Origin of the sequence: Streptomyces sp. NPDC006997, from assembly GCF_040635175.1 — a bacterium.
Classification (GTDB): Bacteria; Actinomycetota; Actinomycetes; order Streptomycetales; family Streptomycetaceae; genus Streptomyces.
This window is the reverse complement of the sequence record NZ_JBEYHH010000025.1, coordinates 60,059-73,852: the sequence shown is the minus strand read 5'-3', so window position 1 is coordinate 73,852 and position 13,794 is coordinate 60,059. Positions and strand designations below refer to the sequence as shown.

The following is a 13,794-nucleotide window of genomic DNA, read 5'->3' as shown; positions in this document are numbered from 1 at the left end:
CCCAGAAGCCATACCGGCGGGTAACGTCCGGGCAGTCCAGTCGTGCTCAGGAATTCAACATCCGAAGCCCCGAGCACCCGCCCGAGCCTTGGACCGCACCGTCGCAGCACACGACGTCGTGGCGCCGGCGCCCTATGAGGAGCAGCAGTCTTGCGCGAGTTCAGCCTTCCGGCTTTGTACGAGGTCCCCGCGGACGGCAACCTGACCGACATCGTCCGCAGAAACGCCGCGCAGCACCCGGACGTCGCCGTCATCGCCCGCAAGGTGGACGGCGCCTGGCAGGACGTGACCGCCGTCGACTTCCTCGCCGAGGTGCGCGCCGCGGCCAAGGGCCTCATCGCCTCGGGCGTACAGCCGGGCGACCGCGTCGCGCTGATGTCCCGCACCCGGTACGAGTGGACGCTGCTCGACTTCGCGATCTGGAGCGCGGGCGCGATCACCGTACCGGTCTACGAGACCAGCTCGCCGGAGCAGGTGCAGTGGATCCTCAGCGACTCGGGCGCGACGGCGTGCGTCGTGGAGCAGGACCACCACACGGCCACCGTGGAGTCGGTGCGGGACCGGCTGCCCGAGCTGAAGCACCTGTGGCAGATCGACGGCGGCGGGATCGCCGAACTGACCCGCTCCGGACAGGACGTCAGCGACGCGACCGTCGAGGAGCGCAGCTCGCGGGCGAAGGCCGACGACCCGGCGACGATCGTCTACACCTCCGGCACCACGGGCCGCCCCAAGGGCTGTGTGCTCACCCACCGCAACTTCTTCGCGGACTGCGGCAACGTCGTCGAGCGGCTGCGCCCGCTGTTCCGCACCGGCGAGTGCAGCGTGCTGCTGTTCCTGCCGCTCGCCCATGTCTTCGGGCGCATGGTGCAGATCGCGCCGATGATGGCGCCGATCAAGCTGGGCTGCGTCCCGGACATCAAGAACCTCACCGACGAACTCGCCGCGTTCCGGCCGACGCTGATCCTCGGGGTGCCGCGGGTCTTCGAGAAGGTCTACAACTCGGCGCGGGCGAAGGCGCAGGCGGACGGCAAGGGCCGGATCTTCGACAAGGCCGCGGACACCGCGATCCTCTACAGCCGCGCGCTCGACGCCCCGTCCGGGCCGTCCCTCGGCCTGAGGATCAAGCACAGGGTGTTCGACAAGCTCGTCTACAGCAAGCTGCGCGCGGTGCTCGGCGGCAAGGGCGAGTACGCCATCTCCGGCGGCGCCCCGCTCGGTGAGCGGCTCGGGCACTTCTTCCGCGGCATCGGCTTCACCGTCCTCGAGGGCTACGGCCTCACCGAGACCAGCGCGCCCACCGCGTTCAACCCGTGGGACCGGCAGAAGATCGGCACGGTCGGCCAGCCGCTGCCCGGTTCGGTGGTGCGGATCGCCGACGACGGCGAGGTGCTGCTGCACGGCGAGCACATCTTCAAGGAGTACTGGAACAACCCGCAGGCCACCGCGGAGGCGCTGGCGGACAACTGGTTCCACTCCGGCGACATCGGCACCCTCGACGAGGACGGCTATCTGCGCATCACCGGCCGGAAGAAGGAGATCCTGGTGACGGCGGGCGGCAAGAACGTCGCCCCGGCCGTGATCGAGGACCGGATCCGGGCGCACGCGCTGGTCGCGGAGTGCATGGTGGTCGGCGACGGGCGGCCGTTCGTCGGCGCGCTGATCACCCTGGACGAGGAGTTCCTGGGCCGCTGGGCGGCCGAGCACGGCAAACCGGCGGATGCCACCGCGGTCTCCCTGCGCGATGACGCGGACCTGCTGGCGGCGGTGCAGTCGGCGGTCGACGACGGCAACGCGGCGGTGTCGAAGGCGGAGTCGGTGCGCAGGTTCCGGATCCTGGACGCCCAGTTCACGGAGGACTCCGGCCACCTCACGCCGTCGCTGAAGCTGAAGCGGAACGTGGTGGCGAAGGACTTCGCCGCCGACATCGAGGCGATCTACCAGAAGTAGGGGCGCCCGCGGACGGCGGGGCGGCCAGGCAGACCTCAGACGACGTAGCGGACGCGAGCGGCTGTCACCGCAGCAACGCCTCCAACCGCTCCGCCAGCAGCTCCCACCGCCACCGCTCCTCCACCCACCGCCGACCCCGCTCCCCCATGCGGCGGCGCAGCGCCTCGTCGCCGAGGAGGGTGGTGATCCGGTCGGCGGTGTCCTCCGCCGAGCCGCCGCGCACCACCCAGCCGGTCTCCCCGTCGAGCACGGCGTCGGGGGCACCGCCGGAGTCCCCGGCGATGACGGGCAGCCCGGTCGCGGACGCCTCCAGGTAGACGATGCCGAGCCCCTCGACGTCCAGTCCCCCGCGCCGGGTCCGGCACGGCATGGCGAACACGTCCCCGGCGCCGAAGTGCGCGGGCAGCTCCGCCCAGGGCACCGCCCCGGTGAAGCGCACCGACTCCAGGACGCCGGTCTCGGCCGCGAGCCGCCGCAACTGGGCCTCGTAGGGCCCGCCGCCGACGACCAGCAGCACGGTGTCGGGATGGGCGGCGAGGATCCGCGGCAGGGCGAGGATGAGGGTGTCCTGGCCCTTGCGCGGCACCAGCCGGGAGACGCACACCACCACCGGCCGGTCACTGAGCCCGAGCCGGGCGCGCACCTCGGCGCCGCCCGAGCCGGGGTGGAAGGTCTTCTCGTCGACGCCGGGCGGCAGTTGCACCATCCGGGCCGCCGCCTCGGCGCCCAGCGCCCCGGCGATCCGGGAGCGCGTGTACTCGCCGAGGTAGGTGAGGGTGTCGGTGGACTCGCCGATCCGCCGCAACAGGCTACGCGCGACGGGCAGTTGGGCCCACCCCGCCTCGTGCCCGTGGGTGGTGGCCACCAGCCGCTCCGCCCCGGCCCGGCGCAGTGCGGGCGCCATCAGGCCGAGCGGCGCCGCCGCCCCGAACCACACCGCCGTACAGCCGTGTTCCCGCAGCAGCTCCACCGCGCGCCGGGTGACGGCGGGCACCGGCAGCAGCATCGTCGTACGGTCGCGGACGACGGTGAAGGGCTGCTCCGCGTCGAAGGCGGCGGTGGCCTCGACGCCCTCGCGGGTGCGCTTCCAGGTGGAGGCGTAGACGACGATCCGCCCGGGGTCCAGGCGGAGCGCCATGTTGTGCAGGAACGCCTGGATGCCGCCCGGGCGGGGCGGGAAGTCGTTGGTGACGATCAGGGTCTTGCGCATCGACGCCGACCTTACCCAACGTAGACTCGCTGCCCGGCACGACCGCGCGGCACGGACCGGACGGGCCGGACGGGGCAGGCGGACAGAACGGGCAGGGCTCAGGTGGACGACACGGACATGCCGGACATGCGGCGGCGCACCCTGGGGTGGCTGGCCGCGATCTGGGTGCCGACCCGGCTGCTGCTGCTCCTCCTCGTCTTCAAGGTGTTCGTCTTCCCCGGCCCGGACGTCACCAGCGACGTCTCGGGGATCTACCACGACTGGTACGAGGTGCTGCGCGGCGGAACGTTCCCGCTGGACGACGTCACCTGGCAGTACCCGCCCGCCGCCGCCCTCGCGATCCTCTCCCCCGGAGCGCTGCCGTTCCTCGGGTACACGGAGGCCTTCTTCGTCCTGGTCTGCCTCACCGACCTGGCCGTGCTGGCGATGCTCGCGTACACCGGCACCCGGCCCGGCCGGTCGGCGCGGGGCGCCTGGGTGTGGGTGGCGGGCGTGCCGCTGCTCGGTCCGACGGTGTACGCGCGCTACGACGTGATGGTGACCGCGGTGGCGGTGGCCGCGCTGCTCGCGGGGGCCCGGCGGCCCCGGGTGCTGGGCGCGCTGGCGGCGTTCGGGGCGCTGTTGAAGGTGTGGCCCGCGATGCTGCTGGTGGGGGTGGTGAAGCGGCGGGCGTGGGTGGCGGCCGGGGTGACGGCGGCGGTGGTGTCGGCGGGGTTCGCGCTGGCGATGCCGGGCGCGTTCGCGTTCCTGACCTTCCAGCGGGACCGCGGCACCGAGGTCGAGTCGCTGGGCGCGCTGGTCTTCCACGTGGCCCGGCACCACGGCTGGGACGGCCAGGTCCTGCTGCACTACGGCTCGGTGGAGTTCCTCGGCCCGCATGTGTCGACGGTGAGCACGGTGGCGCTGACGCTGACCGGGATGGCGATCGGCTGGCTGCTGATGTGGCGGATGCTGGCGGTGCGGTTCCTGCCGCACACCGCGGCGGACGCGGCGTTCACGGCGGTGCTGCTGTTCACCGTCACCAGCCGGGTGATCAGCCCCCAGTACCTGGTGTGGCTGGTCGGTCTGGCCGCGGTCTGCCTGGGCTTCCCGGCGAGCACGATGCGCCGCCCCGCGGTGCTGGTGCTGGCCGGGTGCCTGGTGACGACGCTGGAGTTCCCGCTGTGGTTCGCCCATGTCGTCGCCAGCGACGCGCTCGGCGTGACGCTGCTGTTCGTCCGCAACGGCCTGCTGGTGCTGGCCACCGTCGCCGCGGCCCGCGAGCTGTGGCGCACCACGACCCGCCCGGACCCGGCCGAGCCGGTGCTGCCGGTCAGCCGAACTGAAGCCGCAGATACTCCCGCCACCGCTCGGTGAACTCCCCGGCCGTGACGTCGAGTACCTCGGCCAGCGCCCCCTCGACCGCGCCCGCCCGCTCCTCGTGGGCGCCGACGGCCCGGTAGAAGGCGCGCAGCCGCTCCTCGCCCCACCGCTCCGCGATCAGCTTGCAGGCCAGCCAGCCGCCCTCGTAGGCCGCGGCGAGGGCGGCGGCATCGCCGGTGAACGCGAAGTCCTCGTCGGTGGGGAGGTCCTCGGGGCCCTCGCCCGCGACGACGGCGCGGGCCAGTTCCGGCGCGGCCTCGGCGGGGGTGCGGCCGGTGCCGCGGTACCCGGCCCAGTCGGCGTACCCCTCGGACAGCCACAGCGGGGTGGCGGCGTTGGTGTGGGCGCGGGTGGCGACGTGGGTGGCCTCGTGGGTGAGGACGACCTGCCGGCCGACGTCGCCGAGGACGCCGTACGCGTCGGGGTTGACGATGATCCGGTCGGCCGCCGCGCGGGCCGGGGCGCCGACCTCGCCGGTGGTGACGGCGGCGATGCCGCGGTAGGCGGAGGCGGGCGAGCCGAGCAGCGCCGCCATGTCCTGGAGGGACTCGGGGACGACCACGACGACGCGTCCGCTCCACTGGCCGCCCCAGGCCGAGGTCACCGCGGGGACGGCGCGGTCCGCGAGCCCGGCGTAGTCGCGCAGGTCCCGCTTCGGGTGTCCGACGCCGAGCACGAGGGAGCGCTCACCGTGTACGACGCTCACCGGGCCCTGGTCCCAGGGCTGCACGGCGGACTCCGGGGCGGGCCGGTCGGAGACGACGTCCCACTGCCCGCCGGAGTCGCGGGCCAGGGTCAGCGCCCGGCCCGCGACGACCGGCGCGGTGTCGTAGCCGTCGACGCGGTAGCGCAGCCGGGCGTCGGCGGTGGCCCGGTCGCCGGTCAGCCGCAGCCCGGTCAGCTCGTAGGACCAGGCGGCCAGCGGCACCGCGCGCAGGTTCCCGAACCCGGCCGTGCTGCCGGTGCCGCGGTACGCCGCCAGGTCCCGGTCGAGCACGGCGGCGGCCCGCCGGTCCAGGAGCCGCCGTACGTCCGCCTCCGCGCGGTCGGTCGCGGAGCCGCCCCCGCACCCCGTCAGCGACACGAGCAGCGCGCAGACCGCCACCACCACGGATATCGGCGCCCTCGCCCTCGGCGCCCGCCCTCGACCAGCCACCTTTCCGATCGTACGGTGGTCGGCGCGGAACCTGGCGTGGGTGTCCGGTCAGATCCTGGTGACGGTGGCGCCCGGGATCATGCCGACCGGGTCGTAGCGCACCGGGGCGCCCGGGTAGGGGGCGTGGATCACCTGGCCGTTGCCCATGTACATCCCGACGTGGCTGGCGTCGGAGTGGTAGGTGACCAGGTCGCCGGGCTGGGCCTGGGAGAGCGGCACGTGCCGTCCGGCGTACCGCTGGCCCTGCGAGGTGCGCGGCAGGGCGACCCCGGCCTGGGCGTACGACCACTGCGTCAGGCCCGAGCAGTCGAAGCCGCGGGGCCCGGCGGCGCCCCACACGTACGGCTTGCCGAGCGCGGAGCGGGCGGCGGCGACCGCGGCGGCGGCGCGCGCGGAGGGCGCCGCGACGGCGCCGGGGGCGGGCAGGTCGGCGCGGCCGGAGCGGGAGGCGCGGTCGTAGGCGGCGCGGTCGTCGGCCGTGAGGGAGTTGAGCAGCTGCCGGGCCCTGGCGAGTTTCCGTTCCACGGTGCGCTTGTGGGCGGCGACCGCCGTGCGGCTCTTCTCCAGTTCGCCGAGTTTGCGGGTGGCCTCCGCGCGGTCCTGGGCGAGTTCGCGCATGGCTTCCCGGAGGTCGGTGAGCTGGTCGGCGTGGTGGCCGCTGATCCGGTCCAGGACGGAGGCCCGGTCGAGGTAGTCGTCCGGGTCCTCGGAGAACAGCAGGGCCACGGTGGGGTCGAGGCCGCCGGAGCGGTACTGGGCCCCGGCCAGCGAACCGAGCGCCTCCCGCAGGGTGTTGATGCGCTCCTGCTGGCGGGCGACGCGGTCCTGGACGGCGCTGACCTCGCCGCGCAGCGCGTCGGTGCGCTCGTCGGCCTTGTTGTACGCCTCGGTGGCCTTCTCGGCCTGCGCGTAGAGGCGGTCGACCTCGGCGCGGGTGTCGTCGTGCGGCGCGGCGAGCGCCGGGAGGGCGCCGAGGGTGGCCGCGGCGGCCGACAGGACGGAGACCGCGACGGCGGCGCCCCGGTGGAAACCGGAGACCGGTTGGCGGCGATGGGACCCCACGGGAAGCCGTGCTCCTTCCGCTGGCGGACAGGGAAACGCGGCAGACAGTAGCCCCGTGCCGGGCCCCCGGCCAAAGACCGCGCCGGGCACGCACGGTGACGCCCCGCCGCTGACGCAGGTCACCGGCGGGGCGCGGGGTCATCGTGGGTCCCGGCAATTCGCCCGAACGGGCGCCAGGGGGTTCCCGTGTTGAGGGGTGCTCAGACGCGGACGCCGAACTGGAACGGCATGTTGTTGATCGACTCGTAGCGCACGACGGTGCCGGTGCGCGGGGCGTGCAGCACCTGGCCGTTGCCCGCGTAGAAGCCGACGTGGTGCAGGTCGCCGTAGAACAGCACCAGGTCGCCGACCTGGAGGTCGCTCTGCGAGTAGATGCGGGTGCCCGCGTTGGCCTGCGCCTGCGAGGTGCGCGGGATGGCTATCCCGGCCTGGGCGAAGGACCAGTAGGTGAGGCCGGAGCAGTCGAAGGAGGACGGCCCGGTGGCGCCGTAGACGTACGGGGAGCCGATCACGCTCTGGGCGGCGGAGTAGGCCGACGCGGCGCGGCCGGTGGCGGGGGCCGTGGAGCCGAGGACGGCGCGCTCGCTGGCGCGGGTGGCGCGGGCCTCCTCCTCGGCGAGGGCGGCCTTCTCCGCGGCGGTCAGGGTGTTGAGCAGCTTCTGCGCCTCGGCGAGCTTGCCCTGCACCTCGGACTTCTTCTTGCCCAGTTCGGTGCGGGTGGAGGAGAGGTCCTTGAGCTTGTCGGTGGCCTCGGACCGCTGCTGGGCGAGTTCGCGCTGTTTGACCTGGATCTTCTTCAGCGCGTCGACCTGCTGGCCGCTCAACTGGTCGAGCGTGGACGCCTTGTCGAGGTAGTCGTCCGGGTCGGCGGAGAGGAACAGCTGCACGGAGGGGTCGATGCCGCCGCTGCGGTACTGGGCGCTGGCCATCGAACCCAGGCCGTCGCGCAGGTCGTTCAGCTCTTCCTGACCGCGGGCGACGTTGTCCTGGATGGTGGAGATCTCCTTCTGGAGCTTCTCCTGCTTCTCCTTGGCGCCGTTGTACTTCTCGGTGGCGTGCTCGGCCTCTTCGTAGAGCTTGTCGACCTTCGCCTTGACCTCGTCCTTGCTCGGCTTCTCGCTGGGGGCGGCGTTGGCCGCCTGGGAGCTGAGGGCGACTGCTGCGGCGGCTGCCGTGGTCAGCACGGTCACACGCGTGCGGCTCGGCTGCTTGGGTCGACGGTGGGACGCCACGGAGGCGAACTCCTTCTTGTGAGTTACTGCCCGCTCGGAGGTTCGAGCTGACCCTAGTGACCTAGTTGTGATCAGTTCAAATTCTCAGCTGAAAAATCTCGCCCCAACCACCATTCTTTACACATGAATCACAGGTGGTGACGCGCTTCTGACACTCCGCTGTACCGCAACCCCATCAATTCCGGCATGACACCGGAACGTTGCGGTTGGGGCGAACGTCAGGAAAGCCGCTTGAGCAGCACCGCCGACGCCACCGGCCGCGCGCCCGCCTTCGCCACCCCGTCGGCGACCTCGCGGTCCGTGGAGGCGACGATGACCGGCCGCCCCGGCGGCTCGGCGCGCACCAGCTGGCGGATCAGCTCGTCGGCGGTCACGCCCGGCTTGGAGAACAGCACCCGCACCCCGCGCGGCGGCGCCAGCAGCACCGGCGCGACCAGCTCCGCCCCGTCGAAGACGCAGGTCACCTCGGCGCCGGTCTGCGCGGCGAGCTGGGAGAGCTGGCCGAGCAGGCGCAGCCGCTGCTGCTCCAGCGGCATCTGCGGGTAGCCGGTCTTGGTGACGTTGTAGCCGTCGACGACCAGATGGACCTGCGGCAGCGCCAGCAACTGGTCCAGGATCGCGGGGTCGTGCTCGGAGAGCGCGCGGGCGGCGATGTCCTTCGGCGTCATCCGGCCCGGCTCGACGGCGTCCACGGTCTCCGCGGGGCGCGCGGAGACCGGCGGCAGCGCCAGCTCCCGGCGCAGGCCCTGCGCCGCGTCCAGCACGGTGTCCAGGAGCAGCCGCACCCGCATGTCCTCGACGCTGCGGCCCTCGCGGGCGGCGCGCCGGGTGGCCTCCAGGGCGGCCTCCGTCTCCCCGAGGCGGGCCTTGAGGCGCCGGGTCTCGCTCTCCGCGGCGGACAGCTGGGTCTGCCCCTCGGCGCGGACCGCCTCCATCTCGCCCTGGGCCCGGCGCAGCGCCGCCTCGCCGCGCTTGACGTCGCTGAGGGCGGCGCGCAGCTTGCGGTGAAGCGATTCCGCTTCCCGTTTGACGCCGTCCAGCTCGGCGCGCAACCGCTCGGTCTCCGCGCGGGTCTGCTCCCGGGCGGCGGTGAGCTCGGCGCGCAGCCGCTCCAGCTCGGCGCGGCTCTCGTCGTCGGCGCGCTCGGCGTCCGCCCGCTGGGCCTCCTCGCCCGCGGCGGTCACCAGCTTCACCCAGCCGGTCGGGCGCAGCACATAGGCCGCGGCGGCCACGTCGAGCGGGTCGGCGGCGGGGGGCGGCGATCCGGCGTCCAGGGCGCCGGTCAGCTCCGGCTGGGCCTCGCGCAGCTTCTCGCCGATGCGCTGCCGGAACAGCGGGTCGGTCTCCAGCGCCGCGGCCATCGCGTTGCCCGCGAACTTGGCCCGCCGGTTCGGGGCGAACCGGGCGTACTGCCTCAGCTGCGCGGGCAGTTCGGCCACGGTCAGCCCGCCGAAGCCGTCCGCGACGATCTGTACGACCCTGCGGCGCACGCCTTCGGGCAGCGGACGGTCGAGCACCTCGGCGGCGCCGTCGCCCGGCCCCCCGCCCGTGGTCTCCACCATCCGTCACACCTCAATGTCCGTACGGGGTCGCCTCCCGATCAGGAGGAGGCTCCCGGCCTGTCCACCAGCTCCACCTGGTCCACCGCGTTGCACCAGCGGCAGCGGACCGACTCGATGGTCTCACTGACCACCTCGCGCTCCTCCACCTTCGGCTCACCGGCCAGGTCGAGGTGGACGTACTCGACGACCTTCGACGAGCGCGTCACGTCGAAGCGGGTGAGGTTGCCGCAGAGGGTGCAGCGCCACCGCGTCGTGTCGGTGGGCAGGGGAACCGTCATCGCGCCTGTTCTCTCCTTCTAGTTTCCGTGATGCGCCAGTTTCCCCGGCGCACATGGCTCGTAACCCTACGGCCTGGCGGAGACCCGACGCCCGCCCGTCCACGGCGGCGAGGCGATCTGGGCGGCTGCGTCCCGTTACGTCATGCTCTTGTCCATGATCGGTACATGGAGCGCGGTGGCCGTCCGGGTGAGCAGAGCCATGCGGGCGCCGTCCGCGCCGGTGACGTACACCCTGATCACGCTGTGCTGCCTGGTCTTCCTGGTCAGCCCGGCCTCGGGGCTCAGTCCGGCGCACGGCACGGGTGACGGGCTGCTCGCCGCGCAGCGCGCCTACTTCCGGCACTGGGGCGTGGTGCCCGCAGATCTGTTCGAAGGCTCCGCCCGCGCCACCCTCACCCCCGCGACGGCCCTCTTCGTCCACGGCAGCTGGGTCCACCTCCTCGGCAACATGCTCTTCCTCTACGTGTTCGGCGCGATGACCGAGGAACGGATGGGCCGCGTCCAGTTCACGCTGTTCTACCTGGGCTGCGGCTACCTCGCCCTGCTGGGCTACGCCGCCGCCAACGCCGACTCCCAGCAGTCGCTGGTCGGCGCCTCGGGGGCGATCTCCGCGGTGCTCGGCGCGTTCCTGTTCCTCTTCCCCGACGCCCGGGTCACCAGTCTCCTGCCGTTCCTGTTCTTCCTGCCGGTGCGGTTCCCGGCCTGGGTGGTGCTGCCCTTCTGGGCGGTCCTGCAGTGGCTGGCGGCGGGACGGGCCACCCAGGGGCCCGGGGTGGCCTACCTGGCCCACCTGCTGGGCTTCGGCCTCGGCTTCTGCTTCGCGTGGGCCCGGTTCGGGGGGAGGACCCGGGCCTGCCCGGCGGACCAGGGCGCGGGAGATCGGCGCCAGCGTCGCAAGCCCCGCGTCTGCGACATGGTCCGCCGGGCAGGCCCTAGAGTGAGGTCCGCCGCTCCAGCCCAGGCCCCCGAGGGAGAGAACCAGCCGTGATCACCGCGATCGTCCTCATCAAGACCAGCGTGGACCGGATCCCCGAGATCGCCGAGCAGATCGCCTCCCTGGAGAGCGTCAGCGAGGTGTTCTCCGTGACCGGGACGTACGACCTGATCGCGATGGTCCGGGTGCGGGAGCACGAGGACCTGGCGGAGGTCATCCCCGGCCGGATCAGCAAGATCCCCGGCGTCGAGGGGACGGACACCCACGTGGCCTTCCGGACGTACTCGCAGCACGACCTGGAGGCCGCGTTCGCTATCGGCCTGGACTCGTAGCGCGCGCGGACACGAGCTGGCGGACCGCCGCCACGAAGCGGTCCACGTGCTCGTCCGGCGTGCCCGCGCCGAAGCTGACCCGCAGGGCGCTGGGGGTGTCGGCCGCGCCGCAGGCCCCGTCGGCACCGTCGGCACCGTCGGCACCGTCGAGGAGGGTCCGCACCAGGGGGTGGGCGCAGAACAGTCCCGCCCGCACCCCGATGCCGTACCGGGCGGACAGGGCCGTCGCGAGGTCGGCGCTGGGCCAGCCGGCGACCACCAGGGACAGCACCCCCACGCGCGGGGCGTCGTCCCCGAACAGCGACAGGAAGCGGACCTGGGGCAGGTCGCCGAGCCCCGTCCGCACCTTCTCGATCAGGTACCGCTCCCGGGCGACCAGCGACTCGAACCCCGCCTCCGTGAGCGCCGTACAGGCGGAGGCGATGGCGTAGGCGCCGATGACGTTGGGCGAGCCCGCCTCGTGCCGCGCGGCGCCCTCCTGCCACCGCACCTCCACTCCCCCGTCCGCGCGCCGGACCACACCACGGCTCGCGCCCCCGCCCGCGAGGTACGGCTCGGCCTCCCGCAGCCAGTCGGCACGTCCCGCGAGGACACCGGAGCCGAAGGGCGCGTACAGCTTGTGCCCGGAGAAGGCGACCCAGTCCACGTCCAGGTCCCGGACGCTCACCGGGTGGTGCGGGGCGAGCTGGGCGGCGTCCAGGACGATCCGGGCACCGTGCGCGTGCGCGGCGGCGGCCAGCTCGGCCACCGGCCACAGCTCGCCGGTGACGTTGGAGGCACCGGTGACGCAGACCAGCGCGGGGCCACAGGGGCCTCCCCTGCTCGAGCGCAGCCGAGAGCTTGGTGAGGGATCGCGCCGGGCGAGGGCGCGCTCCAGCACCGCCACCGCCTCGGCCGGGCTGCGCGGGGCGTCGAGCACGGTGACCCGGGCGCGGTTCCAGGGCAGCAGGGCGGCGTGGTGCTCGGTCTCGAAGACGAAGACCTGGCACCCCGCGGGCAGCGCGGCGGCGAGCAGGTTCAGGGAGTCCGTCGTCGACCGGGTGAAGACCAGCTGGTCGTCGGGGCGGCAGTCCAGGAACGCGGCGACGGTCCCGCGGGCCTTCTCGAACAGGTCGGTGGAGAGCTGCGAGAGGTACCCGGCGCCCCGGTGGACGCTGCCGTAGTACGGCGCGTAGGCGGCCACGTCGTCCCAGACCCGCTGGAGGGCGGGGGCGCTGGCGGCGTAGTCGAGCGCGGCGTAGGCGACCTCACCGCCGGTGACGAGCGGAACGGTGACATCCCGGCCCAGAACGGGCAGCGGGGTACAGACAGGTGTGGCGACGGACATGGCGAACTCCCGTGCGTGGAGAGAGAAGGGTGAAGAAGGGGAAGAGGGTGCACGGAGGCGGGGCTCTGCGGCCCTATCGCATTCGCTGGCTCACGGGAGAACTCCTCGACGACCGCGCTTGCCATGAACCTTGCTGTTCACGGCCTGGTCCTCACCCGGGGCACCCCGCCACGGACGGAGGGTTGCCGGACAGCCAGCCGGGGCCTGGAAGCTGTCACTCATGACCTGGTACGGCATCTTGCCATACGATCTTCGACGCGCAAGGGCGCGGTCCGGATACCGGACCGCGCCCCGCACGGAACTCACGCGTTGCTGACCGCCACCCAGCGGTCCAGGGTGCGCTTGGCCGCGCCGGAGTCGATGGCCTGGGCCGCCTTCTCCATGCCGGACCGGATCCGGTCCACCAGCGGTCCGTCCTCCGGGTCCAGCGCCGCGAGCGCCGCCGCCGAGTTCAGCAGGACGGCGTCCCGCACCGGCCCCTGCTCGCCGTCCAGCAGCCGCCGGGCCACCTCGGCGTTGTAGGAGGCGTCGGCACCGCGCAGCGCCTCCACCGGCACCCGCTTCAGGCCGACGTCCGCCGGGTCGAAGGTCTCCTCGGTGACCTTGCCGTCCCGGACGATCCACACCCGGGAGGTCGAGGTGGTCGTCAGCTCGTCGAGCCCGTCGTCGCCGCGGAACACCAGCGAGGAGTTGCCGCGCTCCGCCAGCACCCCCGCCATGATCGGCGCCATCCGCAGCGAGGCGACACCGACGGCCTGCGCCCGCACCTTCGCCGGGTTGGTGAGCGGGCCGAGGAAGTTGAACGTCGTACGGATGCCCAACTGGCCGCGGGCGGCGGCCACATGACGCAGCGCCGGGTGGAACCTCACCGCGAAGCAGAAGGTGATCCCGGCCTCCTCGGCGACCTCCGCGACCCGCTGCGGCGTCAGCTCCAGATTGACACCGAGCTTCTCCAGCACGTCGGAGGCGCCGGACGCCGAGGACGCGGCCCGGCTGCCGTGCTTGACGACCTTGGCGCCGGTGCCGGCGATGACGATCGACGACATGGTGGAGATGTTCACCGTCTTGGCGCCGTCGCCGCCGGTGCCGACGATGTCGACGGTGTCGCCCGGCACCTCGATGACGTTGGCGTGCTCGTACATCGTCCGGACCATGCCGGAGATCTCCTCGACGGTCTCCCCCTTGGCCCGCAGCGCCACCGCGAACCCGGCGATCTGGGCGTCCGTCGCCTCACCGCTCATGATCCTGTCCATCGCCCAGGCGGTGGCGTCGGCGCTCAGGTCCTGGCCGTCCAGCAGGCCGTTCAGCAGGGCGGGCCAGGAACGGCCCGCCGCGGTGTCGCCTCCAGCGGGGGTCACAGCGCTCATCAGCCGCTCCTGATCGTGATCGTCG

At 73.1% G+C, this 13,794-nt stretch carries 12 protein-coding genes and 1 riboswitch; of the genes, 4 read left to right on the top strand and 8 right to left on the bottom strand.

Annotation, left to right across the window (positions count from 1 at the left end; translation table 11 throughout):
* Positions 1-150: 150 nt before the first annotated feature.
* Positions 151-1,947, top strand: coding sequence for an AMP-binding protein (locus ABZ659_RS24320; RefSeq protein ID WP_360223779.1), 1,797 nt, complete (start codon positions 151-153; stop codon positions 1,945-1,947).
* A 64-nt stretch (positions 1,948-2,011) separates the two neighbouring features.
* Here ABZ659_RS24320 and ABZ659_RS24315 read toward each other — a convergent pair whose 3' ends face one another.
* On the bottom strand, positions 2,012-3,157 hold the full coding sequence (locus ABZ659_RS24315) for a glycosyltransferase family 4 protein (protein WP_360223777.1): 1,146 nt from the start codon (positions 3,155-3,157) through the stop codon (positions 2,012-2,014).
* Positions 3,158-3,283: 126 nt separating this feature from the next.
* On the opposite strand from ABZ659_RS24315, the gene ABZ659_RS24310 reads away from it, so the two are divergent.
* Positions 3,284-4,513, top strand: a complete 1,230-nt coding sequence (locus ABZ659_RS24310) for a glycosyltransferase 87 family protein (RefSeq protein ID WP_360223856.1) — start codon at positions 3,284-3,286, stop codon at positions 4,511-4,513.
* Here ABZ659_RS24310 and ABZ659_RS24305 read toward each other — a convergent pair.
* From ABZ659_RS24305 to ABZ659_RS24285, 5 genes are all read right to left on the bottom strand, one after another.
* Positions 4,470-5,675 (bottom strand): hypothetical protein, encoded by a 1,206-nt coding sequence (locus tag ABZ659_RS24305; RefSeq protein ID WP_360223775.1) that lies wholly within the window; start codon positions 5,673-5,675, stop codon positions 4,470-4,472. The two genes, ABZ659_RS24310 and ABZ659_RS24305, sit on opposite strands and share 44 nt — an antisense overlap.
* A 48-nt stretch (positions 5,676-5,723) precedes the next feature.
* Complete coding sequence (locus ABZ659_RS24300) at positions 5,724-6,737, bottom strand: NlpC/P60 family protein (RefSeq protein ID WP_360223773.1); 1,014 nt, start codon at positions 6,735-6,737, stop codon at positions 5,724-5,726.
* Between the two features lie 200 nt (positions 6,738-6,937).
* Positions 6,938-7,969 carry an NlpC/P60 family protein gene (locus ABZ659_RS24295; protein ID WP_360223771.1) on the bottom strand — a complete coding sequence of 344 codons (1,032 nt, stop codon included), beginning with the start codon at positions 7,967-7,969 and terminating at the stop codon, positions 6,938-6,940.
* A 218-nt stretch (positions 7,970-8,187) separates the two neighbouring features.
* The gene (locus tag ABZ659_RS24290) at positions 8,188-9,531 is read right to left on the bottom strand and encodes an NYN domain-containing protein (protein ID WP_360223769.1); all 1,344 of its coding nucleotides are present in this window, start codon (positions 9,529-9,531) and stop codon (positions 8,188-8,190) included.
* 38 nt (positions 9,532-9,569) lie between these two features.
* Positions 9,570-9,809 (bottom strand): hypothetical protein, encoded by a 240-nt coding sequence (locus ABZ659_RS24285; RefSeq protein ID WP_360223767.1) that lies wholly within the window; start codon positions 9,807-9,809, stop codon positions 9,570-9,572.
* A gap of 154 nt (positions 9,810-9,963) precedes the next feature.
* On the opposite strand from ABZ659_RS24285, the gene ABZ659_RS24280 reads away from it, so the two are divergent.
* Positions 9,964-10,797, top strand: coding sequence for a rhomboid family intramembrane serine protease (locus ABZ659_RS24280; protein WP_360223765.1), 834 nt, complete (start codon positions 9,964-9,966; stop codon positions 10,795-10,797).
* Positions 10,794-11,075: an Lrp/AsnC ligand binding domain-containing protein gene (locus ABZ659_RS24275; RefSeq protein WP_360223763.1), complete on the top strand. Its 282-nt coding sequence runs from the start codon at positions 10,794-10,796 to the stop codon at positions 11,073-11,075. The genes ABZ659_RS24280 and ABZ659_RS24275 overlap by 4 nt, the downstream gene beginning before the upstream one ends.
* Here the strand turns inward: ABZ659_RS24275 and ABZ659_RS24270 are convergent.
* Both ABZ659_RS24270 and trpD read right to left on the bottom strand, forming a co-directional pair.
* Positions 11,056-12,402: an aminotransferase class V-fold PLP-dependent enzyme gene (locus ABZ659_RS24270; protein WP_360223761.1), complete on the bottom strand. Its 1,347-nt coding sequence runs from the start codon at positions 12,400-12,402 to the stop codon at positions 11,056-11,058. The two genes, ABZ659_RS24275 and ABZ659_RS24270, sit on opposite strands and share 20 nt — an antisense overlap.
* A gap of 109 nt (positions 12,403-12,511) precedes the next feature.
* A riboswitch (SAM riboswitch) is annotated at positions 12,512-12,628 on the bottom strand.
* A gap of 76 nt (positions 12,629-12,704) precedes the next feature.
* On the bottom strand, positions 12,705-13,769 hold the full coding sequence (gene trpD, locus ABZ659_RS24265; RefSeq protein ID WP_360223759.1) for an anthranilate phosphoribosyltransferase: 1,065 nt from the start codon (positions 13,767-13,769) through the stop codon (positions 12,705-12,707).
* Positions 13,770-13,794 lie beyond the last annotated feature (25 nt).

What these genes read in the sequence shown, in the direction of transcription:
- ABZ659_RS24315 (WP_360223777.1), bottom strand. Translation starts at nt 3,157, where the DNA reads ATGCGCAAGACCCTGATCGTCACCAACGACTTCCCGCCCCGCCCGGGC.
- ABZ659_RS24310 (WP_360223856.1), top strand. Translation starts at nt 3,284, where the DNA reads ATGCGGCGGCGCACCCTGGGGTGGCTGGCCGCGATCTGGGTGCCGACC.
- ABZ659_RS24290 (WP_360223769.1), bottom strand. Translation starts at nt 9,531, where the DNA reads ATGGTGGAGACCACGGGCGGGGGGCCGGGCGACGGCGCCGCCGAGGTG.
- ABZ659_RS24285 (WP_360223767.1), bottom strand. Translation starts at nt 9,809, where the DNA reads ATGACGGTTCCCCTGCCCACCGACACGACGCGGTGGCGCTGCACCCTC.
- ABZ659_RS24280 (WP_360223765.1), top strand. Translation starts at nt 9,964, where the DNA reads ATGATCGGTACATGGAGCGCGGTGGCCGTCCGGGTGAGCAGAGCCATG.
- ABZ659_RS24270 (WP_360223761.1), bottom strand. Translation starts at nt 12,402, where the DNA reads ATGTCCGTCGCCACACCTGTCTGTACCCCGCTGCCCGTTCTGGGCCGG.
- trpD (WP_360223759.1), bottom strand. Translation starts at nt 13,769, where the DNA reads ATGAGCGCTGTGACCCCCGCTGGAGGCGACACCGCGGCGGGCCGTTCC.